Origin of the sequence: Paenibacillus sp. FSL M7-0802, assembly GCF_038004945.1 — a bacterium.
Taxonomy (GTDB): Bacteria; Bacillota; Bacilli; order Paenibacillales; family Paenibacillaceae; genus Paenibacillus; species Paenibacillus polymyxa_B.
Genome location: NZ_JBBOSD010000001.1, coordinates 1,371,175 through 1,392,621, shown reverse-complemented (window position 1 = coordinate 1,392,621; position 21,447 = coordinate 1,371,175). Strand labels below are relative to the sequence as shown.

Genomic DNA, 21,447 nt, shown 5'->3' with positions numbered 1-21,447 from the left:
TACATCACATCTATTCATTACCCTACAGCATCTCTTACACCACTAGATTATGAAAACTTCTGTCCTACTACACCTATTTGATGAACTCGGAACTTGGGACCACAGCTTGAGGACAAGCTTGTCATGTCAATCCAAAGGAATTGGCATTCATCCGGTATCAACGAATTAACAATATATAAGGTGTGAAAGGGGTTTGCTGCATGAGCAAAAAGTATGCAAAACACAAAATCTGGACCGTTCTGCTGGTGCTTGCGCTAGGAGCTGTTTTGGCGCTTTCCGGTTGTGGGGGATCAGGTGAAGGAGCAAAGCCAGAGGCAGGGAAAACACCAAGCGGAGCAGGAGAGGGCGTGCAGGACACACTCATTTATGGACGCGGCGGAGATTCCGTGGCGCTAGATCCTGCCATTGTGACTGAAAGCGAGTCGCTAAAAATCGGAATGCAAGTGTTCGACACACTGCTGGAATATAAGCAAAACACAACGGAGATCCAACCGGGGCTTGCAGAGAGCTGGGAAGTATCACCAGATGGACTGGTCTATACGTTCAAGCTGCGTCAGGGTGTAAAATTCCATGACGGAAGTGATTTTAACGCAGAAGCGGTTGTGTTTAACTTTGACCGCTGGGCTGATCCGAAAAGTCCATACAAATTTGAAGGTGACTCGTTTGACTATTATGATTCTATGTTCGGTCCTGAAGGAAGTAGGGTGATTAAGGAGGTTAAAGCGGTAGATGCGAACAGCGTCCAGTTTACACTAAACAAGCCGCAGGCGCCGTTTTTACAAAATATCGCTATGCCATCCTTTAGTATTTCAAGTCCCAAGGCTATTCAGGAGAAAAAGGCTGATTTCAAGAGTAATCCGGTCGGCACGGGTCCTTTTGTATTTAAGGAATGGAAACGGAACGATACCATCACGCTGGAGAAGAATCCAAACTATTGGAAAGAGGGGCAGCCGAAGCTGGCTAAGATCATTGTTCGTTCCATACCCGACAATACCGCGAGATTTAATGCTCTGCAAAACGGGGAAATTGACCTGATGGAGGATTTGAACCCGGATGATGCAAAGCAGTTAGACGGTAATAGCGAGTTGGTGAAAATTGAACGTCCCTCCTTTAATGTGGCGTACATTGGCTTTAATTTAAAGAAAAAAACCTTCAATAATCCCAAGGTGCGGCAGGCACTGAATCACGCAGTGAACAAGCAGGCCATTATTGATGCATTGTTTGCAGGGCAGGCTAAGCCTGCGGTCAATCCGATGCCACCTACGTTATGGGGGTACAACGATAGTATTCAGGACTACGCCTATGATCTGGATAAGGCTAAATCTTTGCTAGCGGAAGCGGGCTTTCCTAACGGGCTTCCCGAGCCGTTAACCTTCTATGCAATGCCCGTATCTCGTCCTTATATGCCTGACGGCAAAAAGGTGGCAGAGGCCATTCAAGCCGATTTTGAAAAAATAGGCGTCAAAGTAAACATCCAATCCCCGGAATGGGCTACGTATCTGGATGATGTTAAGGCGGGGGAAAAGGATGATCTGTATATGCTGGGATGGAACGGGGACAATGGTGACCCGGATAATTTTCTTTATACATTGCTGGACAAGGATACGATTCCAGGCAATAACCGCAGTTTTTATGTGAATGAGGAACTTCATAAAATATTGGTGAAGGCTCAGGTTGAGGTCGACCAGAACAAGCGTGGGGAACTCTATAAACAAGCACAAGTGATTATTAAACAGGATGCGCCGTGGATTCCATTGGTTCATAGCACACCGCTGATGGCAGGTAAAGCGAACCTCAAGGGTTTTGTACCTTCTCCGGCAGGTATTGAAGCGTACGGAAATATTTATTTTGAATAGCCCAAACGCAAGCAGGCGGTGAATAGGATATGAACTCATATATTGTAAAAAGACTGGCTATATTGATTCCTGTATTACTGGGCATGACGCTCATCGTTTTTTCCATTATTCATGCCATTCCGGGAGATCCGGCGGAAACCATACTGGGAGATAAGGCTACGGAACAGTCCAAGCAGGCGCTACGTGAGCAATTGGGGCTGGATAAGCCGTGGTTACAGCAATATGGGACCTATTTAGGTGAGCTGGCACAAGGGGACTTGGGCGATTCCATTCGTACCAGGCAGCCGATTGCCCGGGAAATGCTTCCTTATCTGGCGGCTACGCTGGAGTTGACAGTAGCAAGCATGTTTTTTGCTGTAGTAGTCGGAATGAACGCCGGCATCGTGAGTGCCTGGAAGCGAAATTCCTGGTTTGACTATGTCAGTATGGTCATTGCCCTGGTCGGAGTATCGATGCCGATTTTTTGGCTGGGCTTGATGGAGCAATGGATCTTTGCAAATAAACTGCATTGGCTTCCTTCCATCGGACGCATGAATTCTCGTGATCCGGTGGAAGCTGTGACACATTTAGCCGTGATTGATGCGTTCATAGGTGGACGTATGGATCAGGTGTGGACCGTCATCAAGCATTTGATCCTGCCCAGTATCGCACTTGGAACGATTCCAATGGCGGTCATTGCGCGCATTACCCGTTCCAGCATGCTGGAGGTTATGGATGCGGACTATATCCGTACAGCTCGGGCGAAGGGGCTGGCATCTTTTCAAGTCGTATACAAACATGCGCTTAAAAATGCTGCGATCCCCGTACTTACTGTCATCGGTCTTCAGACTGGCTCACTACTGGGAGGCGCGGTACTGACAGAAACCATTTTTGCCTGGCCTGGCATCGGACGGTACATTTTTGAAGCGATCAGCTCGCGCGACTATCCGGTTATTCAAAGCGGAATTCTGATCATTGCGTTCCTGTTCGTCATCATTAATCTGATTGTCGATTTGCTGTACGCGGTGCTCGACCGGCGTATCCGTTATCAGTAATCAAGTCGCCAATTGTTCAAGGGGGAGCTTGTCCGATGTCACAATTTTCAATGGAACCCAACAACATACCGACGACACGCAGCACATTGGCGCATTTGCCTGTTGTGACTGGCCCTTGGAGAGACGCATGGAGGGCTTTCCGTCACAATAAAATGGCGTTCGTCGGCCTGAGCATTATTATCTTCTTTGTCATCATTGCTTTGATCGCGCCGTGGATTGCTCCTTTTGACTATAAAGAGCAAAATTTGGTGAGCCGTTTGCAGCCTCCTTCTGCGGAGCATTGGTTCGGTACGGATGATCTCGGTCGAGATTTACTGACTCGCACGCTGTATGGAGCCAGAATCTCGTTGTGGGTCGGTTTCTTGTCTGTTATTGGTTCAATGATTGTAGGAACAGCCTTAGGTTTAATTGCAGGATTTTACGGAAAATGGGCAGATATGGTCATCTCGCGGCTATTCGACATTTTACTGGCATTTCCGGGGATTTTGCTGGCCATTGCCATTGTGGCCATTCTAGGACCTTCATTGGAAAATGCGTTGTATGCCATTGCCATTGTCAATGTGCCAACATATGGACGGTTGGTTCGATCTAAGGTGCTGAGTGTCAAAACGGAGGAGTATATCACTTCTGCCAGAGCGCTTGGGGCCAATAATACACGAATCATCCTCCGTTATATTTTGCCTAACAGCCTGACACCGATCATCGTACAGGGAACGTTGGGGATCGGAACGGCCATTATTGAAGCGGCAGCGCTTGGATTTCTGGGCTTGGGTGCACAACCTCCTGAGCCAGAGTGGGGTAAAATGTTGTCCGATTCGCGGCAATATATCCAGAACGCGCCGTGGACAGTTATTTTTCCGGGGGTATCTATCATGCTGACCGTATTGGGCTTTAACCTAATGGGGGACGGCCTGCGGGATGTGCTTGACCCGAGGGCGAAGCGTTAGAGCAAAAGTGGTGAGGTATATAAAGTTGAGTAAAGGGGTGTTCTCTGGCCTGAATCAAATGGCTGGGGAACACCTTTTTTATATGACATTAAGAGCTTTCCGTAGGATACTCGCTTCGAAAGCACAATCCGACTGCGCAGTGACGCTAAAAGTAACTTTTACAGTTGAAAGTCATGTGAGCTTTCCTGAGGCGCAAAAAAAATGTATAATCACTCCAATTGAGTACGTAGGGAGTGGGCTTTATGACATGGCAGGACAAGAGAGAGCATCGGCAATTTGCGGAACAGACACGAAGCGACGCTTCACGGGCCGCATATGAACGGGACTACTCCCGTTTAATCCATTCACCGACTTTCCGTCGGTTGCAGGGTAAATCACAGGTATTTGGCGCAGGCACGGGCGATTATTACCGCACACGACTGACGCATTCTTTGGAGGTAGCGCAAATTGCGCGTGAAGCATCCCGAAGCTTGCTGCGCCGCCATCCCGAAGTAGAGCTGGAACAGGCAGATAACGCAGGACTGATCATTGACCCTGAGGTGGTAGAATGTGCTTCCATTGCACATGACTTTGGCCATCCACCGTTCGGACACAAGGGGGAAGAGGTGCTGGACGGGATTTTGGATCAACTGATTGAAACAAAGGTAGAAAAGATATCCTCTGCCGGAGGCTTCACACCGGAGTCTAAGCGTGGACAGGAGGCCTATGCGCGTGAGCGACGAATTTATGAGCATTTTGAAGGGAACGCGCACAATTTCCGGCTGATTATGTTTTTGGAGAAGCGTGAGAACGTGGATGGTTTGAATTTGTCGGACGCTGTGTTACTCGGGATCAACAAATACCCGTACCCGGGGATTCTGAACAAAAAAGGGTTGTACCTGCATGAGTGGGAATACATACGTTCCATCCGCGAGGATTGGGGTATCCCTGATGGTAAAAAAACGTTGGAAGCCCAGCTTATGGACCTGTGCGACGATATCGCTTATTCTGCGCATGATCTGGAGGACGGGATTAAGGCTGGGAAAATCGAGGTACATGAGCACTTCTTATATGATCCGTATTTAATTCGTCTGATTACGGAGAAAATCACCACGTTGGAGGATAGCTTCTGGCAAGGCTGGCAACTGGCTCAGATTGAGCAGAAGGTAGCGGCTGTGCTGAGCGAATTTTTGAAGGTGTGGAACGGCAAGATGCCGATGTGTGAACACGATTATTCCCGTACCCGCCGTGAAGTGAAGGCATACTGGGTCAGCCTGTTTGTCAGCAGCTTGGGTGTAATTGAGGATGGAAATTGGAAAAAGGTGACCTTCGTACGGGATGGAAGCGAAGATTTGGATATGCTGCGCACTGTGAGTGTGTTGAAAAGCTTTGCTTGGGTTACGATGATCCGCGATCTGCGCGTACAGCGACTGCAAAAACGGAGTGAGTGGATGCTCAGACGGCTGTGGTTAGCTTTTCTAGACCCGGAAACGTCCAAATCTATTATTCCAAGCGACTGGCTCCAGCGCTATGAGCGCGACCAAGCCAAGGCGAAACCGATCTGGACATGGGAGCATATGGTCATAGACTATATTGCAGGCATGACCGATGCTTTTGCTGAAAAAATCTATAATGAGTTATACGGCCTGAAGGTGGGTTCGATTTATGATCTGGATTGACCTTTAAATTACCCCTATATAGTAGAAGGAACTGGTTTGTAATGGATAGCAGGAGGGAGGAATGTGTCTATGCAATCTCAGTCTTTATCTATAAAAAGGTTGAATCTCGGTGTGCTCGATATGGTGCCGTTGCTGCCCAGTAACCGTCCGGAGCAGGCGGTTCAACGAGCTGGTGAACTAGCAAGACAGGCAGAAGCATGGGGATATACACGCTACTGGACCTCGGAGCACCATGATATGGAGGGGCTGGCTTCCTCCAGCCCGGAAGTGCTGCTGTCTCATATCGGGGCGGTGACGAAGACAATCAAACTGGGTGCGGGTGCTATTTTGCTCCCGCATTATAGTCCAGTCAAGGTCGCGGAATGGTTTCATTTGCTGGCTGCTCTATATCCTGGCAGAGTCGAATTGGGCCTGGGGAGAGCACCTGGTGGTGGACCTCATGCTTCAATGGCACTGAGCGGTAATTTTCTTCAACATGTGACGGAGCTGCCACAGACGATGGAAGCTCTATTGGCTTTGCTGGAAGGTACTTACGAATATGAACAGGTGCCTGTGTTTGCCCGGCCGATGCCTGAACAGCCGCCAGCAGTGTGGATGCTGGGTACAAACCGAAAGAGTGCCGAATATGCCGCCCAGTATTCAACAGGCTATGTATTCGGTCAGTTTATGAGTGAACAGCAAACGGAAGAAATGCTAAGCATTTACCGCTTCAGCTTTCAGCCATCCAACCGGATGGACAAGCCACGTACCATGGTTGCTGTAGGAGCAGTATGTGCCTTGACGAATGAACTGGCGCAGCAATGGGCTGGTCAGATTTCATTGGGCGACCCGGCAATGCGAGCCAGCTGGCTGGTGGGAACGCCGTCGGATATTGCCGAACGGTTACGCGGCTTGCAGATTAAATATGATAATGATGAGTTTCTGTTGGTCACACCGATTCCCGATTATGATCAGCGGCTTCACTCCTACCGTCTAATAGCGGAGGCTGTAAATTCTAACCTTGATTCCAAATGAAAAGAGATATGACATGAATAAACAGAAAACGAATATCGAAGAAATGAAACCAAGCTACATATATACCTATGCGTGTCATGAAACAGAGCGTGAGTTGTGTTTTTTGGAATTAAAATGCTTGTTCGGTCAGCCGCCCGTGCAGGACTTCATCCTATTGTCCCATCGGCGTCTGGAGCCGGGGACGAGCCCGTTTATTCATCTTAGGCTGGATGTAATGACAGATGCGGGAACGCTGGAAGAGCTATGCGAAGCAGCTTCTATGTTACAACTTGAGGAAGGAAAGACTTTCAAGGTGTTGTGCCTTAAAGAAGGTGACCATGAGGCCGACTATGACGAGCGGCGCGGGATCGAACGCCGAATGGGTGCACGCATTCATGGGCAGGCGCAAATGAAGACACCGGATATCACCCTTGGTGTTATTCGGATAGGAGAACGGTGGCTACTGGGCACGTGTCAGTATAGCGACAGATCGTGGCAGGAGCGTCGTCAGAAGCCGCAAAACTATTCTACTGGACTACCCGTTATGGTTGCCAGAGCACTTGTGAATTTGGCAGCAACTGATCTAACAGCAGCAAAGGGAGAGCCAGGCTCATTGAAGCTGCTAGACCCGTGTTGTGGTATGGGCAATGTAATGATTGAGGCATTGAGTATGGGAAAGGATATTCGCGGTTGTGATATCAACCCGTTGGCGGTGCGTGGGGCACGAGTGAATTTGCGTCATTTTGGATATGAAGAAGATCTAGTGAAGCTGGGGGATATGAATATGCTCGAAGGCACATACGATGCGGCCATATTGGATATGCCCTATAACCTGTGCTCCGTGCTCCCGGCTGATGAACAAAAGAAGATGCTGCGCAGTCTGAGACGCTTGGCCGCGCGGGCAGTGGTCGTGAGCACGGAGCCGATGGAAACATTGTTATCCGACTCAGGTTGGACCCTTACGGAGCAATGCCGCATACATAAGACAGGTATGAGTCGGGAAATCTGGATCTGTAAGTAGTGTGTTAATACTGAGTTTTGTAGTTAACCAAATTCAGCGGCAGTTCCTGATCAGCGGCATAGGCATTCAAATTAGTAAGAAAAATATCTACCGCCCGTTCGGCATATCGGTCCGTATCGCCTGCAATATGCGGTGTGATCAAGACATGGTCCAGACTCCATAGCGGATGTGAAGCAGGTAGCGGTTCTTCCTCGAATACATCCAGTCCGGCAAAGGCAATATGCTTTTGCTCCAAAGAGCGTACAAGCGCATCCGTATGAACGGTGCCACCGCGGCCTACATTAATGAAGAAGGCTCCCTTACGCATAGCTGCAAATGCTTTTTCGTCAAAGAAGTGATGGGTTTCCTTGGTGAATGGTAATATATTTACCACGATATCCGCTGCTCCCAATGCTTCGTGTAGTTGTTCGTTAGTATACATGTGCTCTACATGGGGAGCTTCCTTGCCAGAACGACGGACTCCGATCACCCGCATGCCAAAGGCTTCTGCAATCCGCGCTGTTTCACGGCCGATTTCGCCAACGCCTGTAATCAACAGCGTTTTGCCACGTAATTCCGTCAGTTGGCCTTTCGGTGGCTGCCATGTTTTCTGACGTTGCAAGAGAGCTGCTTGCTGTAAATAACGTGTATGCGATAGCAGCATTCCAAAAATCTGCTCTGTAATTGGAATTGCATGCACACCACTTGTATTCGTTAGTAAAATGTTACGCTTCTCCAATTCGGTAAGCGGTAGCTTGTCAATTCCAGCCGACCAGGTTTGTATCCACTTCAGTTTGCTGTCTGGGTGTAACGCCTCTTCGGCAATATGCTTTGACCAGCCTAGAATAACCTCGGCCTCCCGGATTTGTTTAGACTCCAATTCTTGAGCTTTGCCAATAATCAACTCGTAGCCCGGAGCTGTTGCACGAACTTGTTTTTTTTGCTCTTCCGTAAGTTGATGTAAGCTTAAAATGTTTCCCATAGTTCATAGCCTCCTCGATTTTTGATTCCTTGGAGTTTCTAATATATTCTGGCGAACCATCCTTTCAAGAATAACAGATTGCCGAAAAAATTGCATAATTAGGGTAAAAACGAGCTCGCGGTGTCACTATATATAACAACAAATGGCTTTACCCTGATTAGGGACAATCCAAACAGCTACTTTTTGAGATATCCACAAATATCTATTAGGAAAGGAGGTATAGATTGATGAAAAATGAATCGCAAAGACTTTTTACAGCTATTGCTCTCCCAAATGAGCATAAGAAGAAATTACATGATTGGGTGGAGCAGGATTTAAAAGACCTGACTTTTCGCAAATGGAGTGATTTCAGAGATTACCACGTGACACTTCAGTTTTTGGGTGATGTGGAGACCTCGGTTATACCGAAACTTGAGCAGGTTTTAGTTCAAGCTGCAGCTGAGCATGGCCCGTTCACACTCGGCATTGGAGAAGCAGGTTTTTTTGGCCGTGAAGAATTTCCGCGTGTACTGTGGAGGGGAGTGACCGGGCAGCGTGAGTCACTGGATCAACTGTACCAGTCCATACTCCAGGCTACGGAACCGCTGGGTTTTAAACCCGAGGAACGACCTTATCGACCTCATATCACCCTAGCACGTTCGTACACAGGAGAAAAGCCTATTCCACCGTCTATTTGGCAGTCAAAAGACCGATGCAGCGAGCCGTGGGAAGTGGGAGAATTTGTTTTATATGCAACCCGAATGGGTCAAAAACCAATGTACCAAATAATTCAAACATTCCCATTAATGAGGTGAAAGCCTTGATCTATCAGCGAATTTAGTGATATAGTGTTTCAGCGTTATTCAAAAGGCGCATTTTGGGTTACATATCTGAGGAATGTGCTTAAAGTTAACGGGAGGAACATTATGGAAATCGTTAAAGAACATCGTTGGTTTGCACCTCTTTTGAGTGTGCTGCTTGTTTGTATATTGGGGATAGGCCTCTACGCTGAGGTTCAGCAAACACAGAAAAATCATAAAAATACACCTATGCAATCTCTGAGCTGGTCAGGGAACTCTTCGGCTCCTTCATATGGCGACAGGATGGGGACCCATAACGGGTCAAACAGGACAAGCCCCATCTTTGTCGCTGCTCATGGGCAGCCAAGCTGGAAAGAAATCATGCCGACACCGTTACCCGCTTCCCAGATGAAGCAGGCGGAACAAGCTCGGAATAACGTTGCTACAGGCAAGAAAAAGCCTGAGGTCCAGCATAGCAAGTCCGCAATCCTAACCCCTCCTACAACCATCTACTTTACGAAGACAAAAATGCTCACTCAGGATGACAAGGCGTTGTCTACCTGGAGCTATCCTGTCTCCGCTAAAGAACTGCTCCTGCTGCAAAAAATAGTGATGGCAGAAGCAGAAGGCGAACCGTACGAAGGCAAAGTGGCAGTTGCCAACGTTGTCTTAAACCGGCTGCGGTCAGCCCCATTTCCCGATACGATTCAGGCAGTGATTTATCAAAAAGCGCAATTTAGTCCGGTCGCGAACGGGCGTCTTCGTCGTGTTCAGCCCAACCAGGACAGCATCCGTGCGGTTACTGCTGCTTTGAACGGCCATAAAGCCGTGCCTGATAACACCTGTTTTTTCCTGTCGCTTACGTTAGCCCAGGACCTTACGGTTCATCATTCGCGTACCAAGGTGAAAACTATCGGTCATCATACCTTTTATAAATGAGCATTTGGCATAAAACCCATGAGCGTTTCAAATCAGTAATGTATAGATTGAAACGGTTTAGTTGGCAGCCTTCTACAAATAACAGCCCTTTCTAAACAATAGGGTTCAGCTTTGTGAACGGATTTTGTGGTACAGGTGAAGCCAGTATGCAAAAGAGGTATAATAGGTAAAGGAAAGTAACCAAAATAATGAAAGTGACAAAGGAGGCGTAGGTGATATGAAAATCACATATTATGGACATTCAGTTGTACTGGTAGAGGCAGAGGGGAAACGGATTATTATTGATCCTTTTTTGACGGGAAATCCTAAGGCAACCGTAAAAGCTGATGATATTCAGGTGGATGCCGTGTTGTTGACACACGGTCATGCTGATCATTTTGGAGATGCTGTTGAAATTGCCAAGCGCAATGATTGTCCAGTAATCGCGGTCGCGGAACTGGCTGAATATTGTTCATCCTTGGGAGCCAAAGCTCACGGTATGAATCTGGGTGGGGGTCACCACTTTGACGGTTTCCATGTGAAATTCACGCTTGCGTTCCACAGCTCATCTTTGACGGTGGACGGACAAACCGTTTACATGGGAGAGCCGGCGGGGATTTTATTGACCATGGGAGGCCAAACCTTTTTCCATGCAGGGGATACTGGCCTGTTTGGCGACATGCGTCTCATTGGGGAAACTAACTCCATCGATGCTGCGGTATTGCCGATCGGAGATGGTTATACGATGGGACCGGAGGATGCACTGCTGGCAGCAAAATGGCTGCGTGCAAGCCGCGTAATACCGGTGCATTACAATACGTTCCCGGGTATTGAGCAGGACGGAGACGGCTTCTGTGATCGTCTACACAAAGAAGGCATTGAAGGGAAAGCATTGAAGCCCGGCGAAAGTCTCGAATTTTAATACGGATATCTGATTTGCGGGAATACACTTGATGGTCTATAAACTCATCAAATCTCCTTTGTCAGCCTTTTCTGTTCCTTAGAGGAATAGGAAAGGCTGTTTTTTAAAAGTGAATATTTATACATAAAAATGAGATATTTTTGCATTGATACGTTGAAGCTGTAATGTAAAAGATTTATTATCACAATCATAAAAACTTTGAATTGCTAACATGATAGGTCAATGATAAAATGATAGAACTAATTAGATTCATCAGTGGAATCGACGTATTTTTCAAGTCAAGCCATTGCATAATTATTGAAAAACATACGCATTCAGCGGACCGTACCGCCTTGAATACGTCACATGTTTTGTCCCCCATTCCTCGTAGTTGTTCTTTGAGTTACCTCTTGTTGCCACTGTCTTCTATTCGGCCGCCTGTATTTCAGGCCAGCATGACTTTATAACAGAAAGGTTGCGTTCCATGAGACAGACAGGTTTACCACCCAAACAGGGACTATATGATCCCCAATTCGAAAAAGACGCCTGCGGCATGGGCTTTGTTGCCCACATCAAGGGAAAACCATCGCACGATATTGTAAGTCAGGCTTTGACCATGCTCGTGAATATGGAGCATCGGGGCGGTCAGGGAAGTGAACCAAACTCCGGTGACGGAGCAGGGATTATGATTCAGGTCCCTCATCTGTTTTTTCAAGAGGAAGCGGAGCGATTGGGTTTCAAATTGCCAAAGGCCGGACATTATGGCGTTGGTATGCTTTTTGTATCCAATGATCCCAAAGTTCGTGAGGTACATGAGCAGAAGCTAAGAGATATCATCGTGGACGAAGGTCAAAATTGTTTGGGTTTTCGCGATGTTCCAACTTATGACGAAATGCTGGGGAAATCGGCAAAAGCAGCTAAACCGGGCGTGCGTCAGGTATTCATCGGTCGCAGTAGCGATCTGAAGGAAGAGCTGGACTTCGAACGGAAACTGTATGTCATTCGCAAACGTGCAGAGCTTGCTATTCGCTATAACCAAGAGGATGAGAACGGTGAGTCGTTCTATATTCCAAGTTTGTCATGTCGCAAGGTTGTATACAAAGGAATGCTGACAACCGAGCAGGTAGGCAAATTTTATCTGGATTTGCAGGATGAGCGGGTGACATCGGCGATCGCGCTGGTCCATTCCCGTTTTAGCACGAATACGTTCCCGAGCTGGGACCGTGCGCATCCTTATCGTTTTATGATTCACAACGGTGAAATCAATACTATGCGCGGCAACGTGAACTGGATGCATGCTCGCCAGGCGCAGTTTGAAAGCGAAGCGTTTGGTGGAGATATCAAGAAGGTAAAACCAGTCATTAACCCAGATGGCTCCGATACAGCCATGTTTGATAATACGCTGGAGTTTCTGTATCTGAGCGGACGTTCCCTTCCTCATGTAGCCATGATGATGGTGCCGGAGCCTTGGAACAAGCATGAAACCATGGACCCGAAGAAGCGAGCATTTTATGAATATCACAGCACCATGATGGAACCGTGGGACGGACCTGCTGCGATGGCGTTTACAGACGGTATCCAAATCGGAGCCATTCTCGACCGCAACGGTCTGCGTCCTGCACGTTACTATGTGACCAAGGACGATCTGATCGCACTGTCTTCAGAGGCGGGTGTATTGGATATTGCTCCTGAAAATGTGCTCTATAAGGATCGTCTCCGTCCGGGTCGTATGCTGTTGGTTGATACCCAAGAAGGCCGTATCGTTTCTGACGAAGAGTTAAAGGAACGTATCGCTTCCGAGGAACCTTATCAGCAATGGCTGGATGAGCACTTGGTTGATCTGGATGAGCTGCCGGAAGCACTAGAACAGCCGGAGCCTAAACATGAAAATGTAAATCAGCTTCAGCTCGCTTTTGGATATACGTTTGAAGAACTGCGCAAAATTCTGGAGCCGATGGCACTTACAGGTGCAGAACCGATTGGCTCAATGGGGTACGACGCACCATTGGCGGTGCTGTCTGATCGTCCGCAACGTTTGTACAATTACTTTAAACAAATGTTTGCCCAAGTCACGAACCCGCCGATTGACGCCATTCGTGAAGAGATTGTAACGTCAACCGCAACTACGATTGGGCCAGAGCGCAATTTACTGCATCCAGAACCGGAAAGCTGTCGTCAGATTCGTTTGGATTCGCCGGTGTTGTCGAATGAGGAGTTTGCCAAAATTCGCCACGTACACCGTCCGGGCTTCAAATCAATGACAATTCCGATCTTCTTTGAAGCGAAGGAAGGTGCTGAGGGCTTACGCAAGGCGCTGGAAGGATTGTTTGAGGCGGCTGACCGTGTCATTGACAAAGGTCATAACATCCTGATTTTGTCCGACCGTGGAGTGGATGCGGAAAATGCGGCCATTCCGGCGTTGCTAGCTGTTTCCAGCCTGCATCACCATCTGATTAAGCAGGGTACACGTACACGTGTGAGCATTTTGCTGGAGTCCGGGGAGCCAAGGGATATTCACCATTATGCGGTGCTGCTTGGATACGGTGTGAGCGCGGTTAATCCTTATCTGGCTTTTGAAACGCTGGATGTCATGATTCAGCAGGGCTTGCTGCGCGGCATCTCGCACGAAAAGGCAGTTAAAAATTATATTAAAGCGGCAACAAAGGGTGTCGTTAAAATATTGTCCAAAATGGGTATTTCCACGATTCAGTCGTACCGTGGAGCACAAATTTTTGAGGCTGTAGGTCTGAAACAGGATTTTGTTGACCGTTATTTCACCTGGACACCTTCCCGCATTGGCGGTATCGGTCTGGAGGAAGTGACTACGGAAGCGCTCGTTCATCATAACCGTGCTTTCACCGACAAGGACGGCAACGACAAAGTGCTGGATTCGGGCGGCGACTATCAATGGCGTAACGACGGGGAAGAGCATTTGTTTAACCCGCAAACGGTGCATTTGCTCCAGCAGTCGGTTCGCTCTGGAGACTACAAGTTATACAAGAAATACGCCAAGCTGGTGCAGGGCGAAACGGAACAGCATTTAACGATCCGCTCGATGCTTCAGTTGAAGCCTACGGGTGAGCCTGTGCCGCTGGAAGAAGTGGAATCCGCTGCATCCATTATGCGTCGCTTCAAGACAGGAGCCATGTCCTTTGGCTCGATCAGTCAGGAAGCGCATGAAGATATGGCGATTGCGATGAATCGGATCGGTGGCAAGAGCAATACGGGTGAAGGTGGGGAGAACCCTGCACGTTTCATTCCGGATGCCAATGGCGATTCTCGTCGCAGTTCGATTAAGCAGGTAGCGTCAGGCCGATTCGGTGTAACATCGAATTACTTGGTGAATGCCGACGAAATTCAGATCAAAATGGCGCAAGGCGCGAAGCCGGGTGAAGGTGGACAACTGCCAGGACGTAAGGTATACCCTTGGGTTGCTGAGGTACGTGGTTCTACGCCAGGAGTAGGTTTGATTTCACCACCGCCGCATCACGATATTTATTCTATCGAGGATTTGGCAGAGCTCATCTATGATCTCAAAAACGCCAATCCGCGTGCTGACATTAACGTGAAACTGGTGTCAGAAGTAGGCGTAGGCACGATTGCTACAGGGGTAGCAAAAGGCCGTGCTGACATTATTCTGGTCAGCGGTTACGACGGTGGTACAGGCGCTTCCCCGCAAGGCTCCATTCGCCATGCAGGTATGCCTTGGGAGCTGGGTCTGGCGGAGACGCATCAGACGCTGATGTTGAACAACCTGCGCGACCGCGTGGTATTGGAGACAGACGGCAAGATGCTGTCTGGCCGCGATTTGGTAGTAGCTGCCCTGTTGGGCGCGGAAGAATACGGCTTCTCTACAGCGCCGCTCGTGGCGTTGGGCTGTATTATGATGCGGGTATGCCAAATGGATACATGTCCGGTTGGTGTGGCTACGCAGAATCCGGAGCTGCGCAAAAATTATATGGGCGATCCTGCCCATGTGGTGAATTTTATGCGTTTCATCGCAGAAGATGTCCGTGAAATTATGGCGGAATTGGGCTTCCGTACAATTCAGGAAATGATTGGACGTACGGATTGTCTGGATACCGTGAACGCCGATTCGCATTGGAAGAAGAAGGGCGTAGACCTGAGCTTGCTGTTGCATGTTCCTGAGTTGGAAGAAGGTAGTGTACGTTACCGCGTACAACGCCAAAATCACGGTCTGGAAGAAACACTCGACATGCAGCAGCTCGTACCGATGGCTGCGGAAGCGCTGGAGAACGGAACGCCTGTTGAGGGTACCTTACCTATTACAAACGTAAATCGGGCGGTAGGAACGATTCTGGGCAGCGAGGTCACCCGTAAGTATGGAGCGGCGGGTCTGCCAGAGGATACGATTCGCTTTAACTTTATTGGATCGGCAGGTCAGAGCTTCGGGGCATTTATTCCGAAAGGCATCACGCTGAGCGTGGAAGGCGATAGCAATGACTATGTCGGTAAAGGGCTATCTGGCGGTAAGGTTATAGTGAAAAAGTCTCACAAAGCAACCTTTAAGGCAGAAGAGAACATTATTATCGGAAATACAGCCTTGTATGGAGCGACCAGCGGTGAAGCTTACATTAGCGGAATCGCAGGCGAGCGCTTTGCCGTTCGGAACTCCGGCGCACGTATTGTAGTTGAGGGCGTTGGGGATCATGGTTGCGAATATATGACGGGCGGACGTGTAGCGGTATTGGGTGGAACCGGACGGAATTTTGGAGCCGGAATGTCCGGAGGTATTGCATATGTCTATGACCCTGAGGGGACGTTCCTGAGCCGTTGTAATCTGGAAATGGTGTTGCTGGAAGGTGTGGAAGAACCTGCAGAAGCAGCGGATTTGCGCGGCTTGATTCAACGCCATGTCACTTACACGGGTAGTGAAGCGGGACAACGTATTTTGGATGATTGGCAGACTGCGATTCAGCAGTTTGTACGGGTGATTCCAAAGGATTACAAGCGTATGGTTGAACAGATCCAAAAAGAAGAGGCAACTGGTTTGAGCGGAGATGAAGCTCTGTTGGCAGCATTTGAAGCCAATATGCGTGAATTGGCGCGTGCCGGGGGCTAAAATGTAGACTACCAAATTTACTAAAAAAGGACTCGCTGAATACCGCTGTTATAATCACGGTGGTACCAGCAAGTCTTTTTTAGGTTGCTAAAAATGTGATTCATTTCCTTGACAAACGTCATAAATTCTGACATTACCCCCAAAATGTTTTCCTGAAACGGTAAATATGTTATAAAAAGTACCAAATTTTTTGGAATGTAACCGTTTACGTAAGAGTTTATGTCTTGTTATTTATTTTTGGATTGGTTATGATTTTTTTAGAGTACGCAAACAAACCTAATATGCCCATCGTCCCTTCAAAACACAGAATAGGGTGACAGGATGAAGTTGAGGAAGTCAGCAGAAGACAAAATGATTTTTTTATACCGTTATGTATCACTATCTCTAACGTCACTTGTTTTTCTGTTCGAATCATCTAGGTTAATCGTGTGGCAGAAGCTATTACTGATTGGTTTTCTATTTTTATCCGTTACAGCATTTACTTGGATTTACCGTAAATACAGACTTCATGATATGGTATTGAAATGCAGCATTGCACTAGAAACAGCAGGGATCATTTTGTTGTTATTCCCAACCGGAGGGATGGATAGCCCGTTCAAATGGTATGTGATTACTCCCATGCTGGTGGCTTGTGCTCATCTGTCTATGAGATACAGTTGGACACTCCTCCTTTCTTATATCGGCTTGGTGCTTACATTTTGTTATATCTTTTTTACACCAGGTCAATATTTTTTGTGGGATCTTATATTGCAGAATATCAATTTGTTTCTGGTACTGATCGTAACTACGATGGCAATGCAGGTTATCGGCGTCATGAAGGACGAACTGAAGGTGGCTAAAGAACAAGCCAATGAGACGATGGATCATATCAAGTCGATTTACCACATCATGGAGACGACCAGCCACAATGAGGCTTTAAATCTCGGCCAGGTCATCTCAGACTATACTGTCAAGCTAACAAAGCAGAGCCGTGCATTTTTCTGGCTGGATAGTCAGGAGGAGGATGCACCGGAAAGTAGCCAGACAGGCTGGACGGTAGAGGAGGAGGAGCAGCTATTTGAGGAGCTGGGGAATTATCGGGAGGAATTCAGGGAAGAGCGTGAACCATTTTTCAGACATCTGCCAGAATGGGGCGATTTCCTCATGATCACAGTACCGATGACGACCCGTTTTGTAGCGACGATTGGCCTCAAGCTGGGCCCGGATCAAAGTCTGACAGGAAGACGCTGGCTCGTGCAACAACTGATATTCTTGGCTGAGCTGAGCGCTGTGTTCTTGGAGCGCTATGAGCTGGAGCGTATTGAAAATCAGCTGATTGTGACGAATGAGCAGAACCGAATTGCAAATGAAATGCATGACAATGTTTCTCAAAGTCTTTTTGGTATTGTGTACGCAACGCATTCTCTCCGGCAAACCTGGTGTCATCAGCCAAAGGAGCAGGTGGAGGAGCAAATTGATCTAATTCAGCAATCTGCTAACCAAGCGGTTAGAGAGCTGAAAGGGGCGATTCATAGTCTAAGCTCGAAAAAAAGCGGAGGCTCAACTTGGTTAGGGACGGTGAAAAGTCATCTCCATACACTCTCCAAGCTGAACCATGTACAAATTGATTTTGACATTCATGGTGATCATTATTCACTTCCGTATTTGTACCAAAAAGCTTTGTTCCGCATCATTTCCGAAGCGGCGGGGAACGCAATCCGTCATGGATTGGCCAAGCGAATTGATGTGAAGTTAAAATTGACGCCCCAAGTGATTAGACTGTCTATTCATGACGACGGAGTAGGGTTTGAGACGGCGAGAATGGTAGCAGGAGGTGAGGCGGTCAGTGCAGGCGGGGGCCTGGGCATGATGAATATGGAATATTTAGCTCAATCGATGGGAGGCGAATTTGATATTTCAAGTCGAATCGGAGAGGGAACACAGATCCGATTGTCCATTCCGGTAAATGCTTATGAATGAGGATTTTGCAAAATCCTCGAATAAAATGCGTGAACATTCTGCAATACAAAATCTGCGGTAACAATCGGATACATAGGGATTATGCAAATCCTGAACTGTAGACAGGAGGCCGAATCATGAAAATTGTCATTGTCGATGATCATCCTTTAGTACGGAAAGGACTCGCTGCGGTTATATCCATGCAGCCCAATGTTCAGTTTGCGGGAGAGGCCCAGAATCAACAGGAAGCACTTGTGGTGATCGAGGAAACAGATCCGGATCTGGTGCTGCTGGATTTGAAACTAGCTGATGAATCGGGGCTGGATATTATCAAGATAGCGCGCGGACGTGGTTTCAGAAGCAAATTTATTTTGCTGACCTCTTCCGCAACACGTGAAGATTTTCTGAAAGCAGAGGAAGCTTCCGTGGATGGTTATGTGCTTAAGGAAGCATTGCCTGAGGAATTAATTTACGCGATTCATCTTGTCAACAAAGGACGCAAATATTATGATCCGGCTATTCTCGAAAACAAGCTGCGTGAAGATGCGGGCAATCTGTCGGACGACCTGACGCCAAAGGAAAAGGAAGTGCTGGTCGAGCTGGGACAAGGAGCCTGCAATCGTGAAATTGCATCGCGGTTATTTATCAGTGAGTTCACAGTCAAAAAGCATGTCAGTCAGATCTTGGCCAAGCTGCGGCTGGCGGATCGTACGCAGGCAGCATTGTATGCCAATGCCATTGGTCTGGCGAAGTACGAGCCAACAAACATGGTATGATGCGCTGACTCTATAAGCTGCGCTGCACTTTTATATGCGAGTGGAAAGAAAAGCCTCAAAATCACCAAGCTTTGTGATTTTGAGGCTTTTTTCGATTTCTTTTTCCATAATCGACAAAGCATGGTACAAAAGTATACCATGCCGTATCCGAAAGTATACATTTCCCTCCCCCCATAGTGAGGGAGAAAGTGCCATTCGGTTCCATGTCGTTCACAGAGCCAATTGTTACAATAAAGTCATACTTAAATATGAAGAGAAATTGTATAGGAGGGAGGATTTTTGTGGAGAAAACCATTTTGGATTATCTAGTCCTGATCAAAAGAAGATTGTGGCTGATCGCAATTTTTGTCATTCTCTCATGTGTAACAACATACTTTGTGAGCGACAATGTTGTGAAGCCAGTCTATTCCGCTTCAAGCCAACTGCTGGTTAATCATATTTCCGCCAAGCAGGGGAGTAACAATCTGAACGACGTCAACACAAGTCTTAATTTGGTGGAAAGCTACAAGCAAATTCTCACTTCACCTAAAATTATGGACGCTGTTGTAGCGGCTCATCCCGAGTTCGGTTTGACGCAGCAGAAGTTGGCAGAGAAGCTGCAGATTAAATCCTCGGATAAAAGTCAGGTTATCGGTTTGACGTTTGAGGCAGGGAGCTATCCACAGGCCGCAGCGGTTGTAAACGCGGTAACCCAGAAATTCGTACAGACAGTTCCGGGATTGATGGAATTGAATAATGTGAAAATTTTAAATGAAGCGGACCCTCAGGCCAATCCTGACCCGATTAATGGGAACCCGCTCATGAATATTGCGATTAGTTTTCTCGTATCGCTGATGATTGCATTGGGCACGATTGTGTTCCTGGAAAGCATTAACGGCACGCTGCGCTCGGAGAAAGAAGCGGACGCGGACATCGGCATTCCGGTAATCGCATCGATTCCAGTCATTCGCAAGAAAGACGTCGATGGAGCAGCCGGAAATTCCAAAGAACGGGTAGGGGAGCGTAAATATGCTGCGATTGAATGACATGTTGATTACAGAAAGTAATCCATCATCGTATATCTCGGAATCATTTCGATCCCTCCGTACATACATCCGGCAGCAGGTGATTGGGCAAAAGGACCGTGGAACGGTTCTATTGTTGACCTCGCCGGAAAGCGGAGCGGGTAAAACTACACTGCTCGCCAACATCGGAGTTTCCTTTGCACAAGAAGGCAAGAAGGTGGCTCTGGTGGATTGCAATCTGCATAAACCAGCGCTGCACGAGATATTCGGAATGGAGAATACCGGAGGTCTATCGGCTTATTTGCGCGGTGGGGCTTCTTCCAAGTCTATCGTTAGGCATGGTGGGCTGGAGCTATCGGTTGTTCCCGGTGGAGACACCCTGTACAACGCAGCAGATCTGCTCGGTAGCGAACGTATGGCTGAGCTGCTGGAAGAGCTCAAACGTGAATATGACATCATCTTGCTTGATTCGGCTCCGGCGTTGAATTATACGGATGCTCGCTTGATTGCAGGCTTGACGGATGGTGTGATTCTCGTTGCTAGACATGGTCGTACCAAACGGGAAGATCTACGCAAAACAAAGCAACTCATGGAGCAGGCCAGTGCGACGCTGGTTGGAATTGTGATGAATCAGGTGAAGTAAGCAACACCAAAATTCGATGAAGCAAGGAGAATGAGTGCGATGACGAAAAGAGTGAAAAAGGCCATTATTCCAGCAGCAGGGTTAGGTACGCGCTTCCTCCCTGCCACAAAAGCGATGCCTAAGGAAATGCTTCCAATTATCAATAAGCCTACGATTCAATATATCGTGGAAGAAGCGATTGCTTCTGGTATTGAGGACATTATTATCGTTACGGGTAAAGGCAAACGTGCCATTGAGGATCACTTTGACAACGCATTTGAGCTAGAATCCAAACTGCTCGAGGACGGTAAGCTGAAGCTTCTGGAGGAAGTACAGCGTTCTTCAGGAGTGGAAATTCACTACATTCGCCAAAAAGAACCCAAAGGTCTTGGACATGCGGTATGGTGCGCAAGACGCTTTATCGGGGACGAGCCGTTTGGTGTGCTGCTGGGCGATGATATCGTAACAGGTCAAAAACCTTGCCTGCGCCAGCTGATGGATCAGTATGAGGAAACTCAAAATTCGGTTATCGGTGTGCAGCGGGTACCGCAGGAATTTACGAACCGGTACGGCATCATTGAACCGGATCAGCAGGACGGACGCTTGTACCGAGTGAATAATTTTATAGAAAAACCGGCTCCAGGCACAGCGCCATCCGATTTGGCTATTATGGGTCGCTACGTGTTCTCGCCGAAGATTTTCAAATATCTTGATCTTCAAGAAAAAGGAGCTGGCGGCGAAATTCAGTTGACGGATGCGATCCAAAAGCTGAATCAGAGTGAGCGTGTGTACGCCTATGATTTTGAAGGCACACGCTATGACGTAGGTGAACGTCTTGGATATATTCTAACCACACTTGAATTTGCACTTGCCAGCGATGATTTGAAGTATCCGGTTATGGAGGCCATGAATGAATGGTTGAAAAAGACCGAGAAAGCAACCACGGCAGGTTGAGA

The 21,447-nt window shown here is 47.7% G+C and carries 16 protein-coding genes; 15 read left to right on the top strand and 1 reads right to left on the bottom strand.

Annotation, left to right across the window (positions count from 1 at the left end; translation table 11 throughout):
- Positions 1–200 precede the first annotated feature (200 nt).
- The 6 genes from MHB54_RS06930 (at position 201) to MHB54_RS06905 (ending at position 7,509) form a co-directional block, all read left to right on the top strand.
- A complete protein-coding gene (locus MHB54_RS06930; RefSeq protein ID WP_023987405.1) occupies positions 201–1,856 on the top strand; it encodes an ABC transporter substrate-binding protein in 1,656 nt (551 codons plus the stop codon).
- A 29-nt stretch (positions 1,857–1,885) separates the two neighbouring features.
- The gene (locus tag MHB54_RS06925) at positions 1,886–2,890 is read left to right on the top strand and encodes an ABC transporter permease (protein ID WP_053324844.1); all 1,005 of its coding nucleotides are present in this window, start codon (positions 1,886–1,888) and stop codon (positions 2,888–2,890) included.
- A 35-nt stretch (positions 2,891–2,925) separates the two neighbouring features.
- Positions 2,926–3,837, top strand: coding sequence for a nickel transporter permease (nikC, locus tag MHB54_RS06920; RefSeq protein ID WP_023987407.1), 912 nt, complete (start codon positions 2,926–2,928; stop codon positions 3,835–3,837).
- A gap of 242 nt (positions 3,838–4,079) precedes the next feature.
- Entirely contained in the window at positions 4,080–5,495 is a 1,416-nt protein-coding gene (locus MHB54_RS06915; RefSeq protein ID WP_028543119.1) for a deoxyguanosinetriphosphate triphosphohydrolase family protein, read from the top strand.
- Between the two features lie 69 nt (positions 5,496–5,564).
- Entirely contained in the window at positions 5,565–6,509 is a 945-nt protein-coding gene (locus tag MHB54_RS06910) for an MsnO8 family LLM class oxidoreductase (protein WP_076157876.1), read from the top strand.
- 13 nt (positions 6,510–6,522) lie between these two features.
- Entirely contained in the window at positions 6,523–7,509 is a 987-nt protein-coding gene (locus tag MHB54_RS06905) for a TRM11 family SAM-dependent methyltransferase (protein ID WP_209941242.1), read from the top strand.
- 4 nt (positions 7,510–7,513) lie between these two features.
- On the opposite strand, the gene MHB54_RS06900 is transcribed toward MHB54_RS06905, so the two are convergent.
- Positions 7,514–8,470, bottom strand: coding sequence for a D-2-hydroxyacid dehydrogenase (locus tag MHB54_RS06900; protein WP_053324847.1), 957 nt, complete (start codon positions 8,468–8,470; stop codon positions 7,514–7,516).
- A gap of 227 nt (positions 8,471–8,697) precedes the next feature.
- Between MHB54_RS06900 and thpR the strand changes: the two genes are divergently transcribed.
- From thpR to galU, 9 genes are all read left to right on the top strand, one after another.
- On the top strand, positions 8,698–9,264 hold the full coding sequence (thpR, locus tag MHB54_RS06895) for an RNA 2',3'-cyclic phosphodiesterase (RefSeq protein WP_264454064.1): 567 nt from the start codon (positions 8,698–8,700) through the stop codon (positions 9,262–9,264).
- A 111-nt stretch (positions 9,265–9,375) separates the two neighbouring features.
- On the top strand, positions 9,376–10,188 hold the full coding sequence (locus MHB54_RS06890) for a cell wall hydrolase (protein WP_053324848.1): 813 nt from the start codon (positions 9,376–9,378) through the stop codon (positions 10,186–10,188).
- 217 nt (positions 10,189–10,405) lie between these two features.
- Positions 10,406–11,089: a metal-dependent hydrolase gene (locus MHB54_RS06885; RefSeq protein ID WP_071559048.1), complete on the top strand. Its 684-nt coding sequence runs from the start codon at positions 10,406–10,408 to the stop codon at positions 11,087–11,089.
- A gap of 463 nt (positions 11,090–11,552) precedes the next feature.
- Positions 11,553–16,151, top strand: a complete 4,599-nt coding sequence (gene gltB / locus MHB54_RS06880; RefSeq protein WP_068938671.1) for a glutamate synthase large subunit — start codon at positions 11,553–11,555, stop codon at positions 16,149–16,151.
- Between the two features lie 321 nt (positions 16,152–16,472).
- Entirely contained in the window at positions 16,473–18,110 is a 1,638-nt protein-coding gene (locus MHB54_RS06875) for a sensor histidine kinase (RefSeq protein ID WP_028543112.1), read from the top strand.
- 116 nt (positions 18,111–18,226) lie between these two features.
- Positions 18,227–18,865 carry a response regulator gene (locus tag MHB54_RS06870; protein WP_013309148.1) on the top strand — a complete coding sequence of 213 codons (639 nt, stop codon included), beginning with the start codon at positions 18,227–18,229 and terminating at the stop codon, positions 18,863–18,865.
- Between the two features lie 281 nt (positions 18,866–19,146).
- Complete coding sequence (locus tag MHB54_RS06865; protein WP_023987416.1) at positions 19,147–19,890, top strand: YveK family protein; 744 nt, start codon at positions 19,147–19,149, stop codon at positions 19,888–19,890.
- On the top strand, positions 19,874–20,512 hold the full coding sequence (locus tag MHB54_RS06860) for a CpsD/CapB family tyrosine-protein kinase (RefSeq protein ID WP_013309150.1): 639 nt from the start codon (positions 19,874–19,876) through the stop codon (positions 20,510–20,512). The genes MHB54_RS06865 and MHB54_RS06860 overlap by 17 nt, the downstream gene beginning before the upstream one ends.
- A gap of 39 nt (positions 20,513–20,551) precedes the next feature.
- The gene (gene galU / locus MHB54_RS06855) at positions 20,552–21,445 is read left to right on the top strand and encodes a UTP--glucose-1-phosphate uridylyltransferase GalU (protein ID WP_013309151.1); all 894 of its coding nucleotides are present in this window, start codon (positions 20,552–20,554) and stop codon (positions 21,443–21,445) included.
- Positions 21,446–21,447 lie beyond the last annotated feature (2 nt).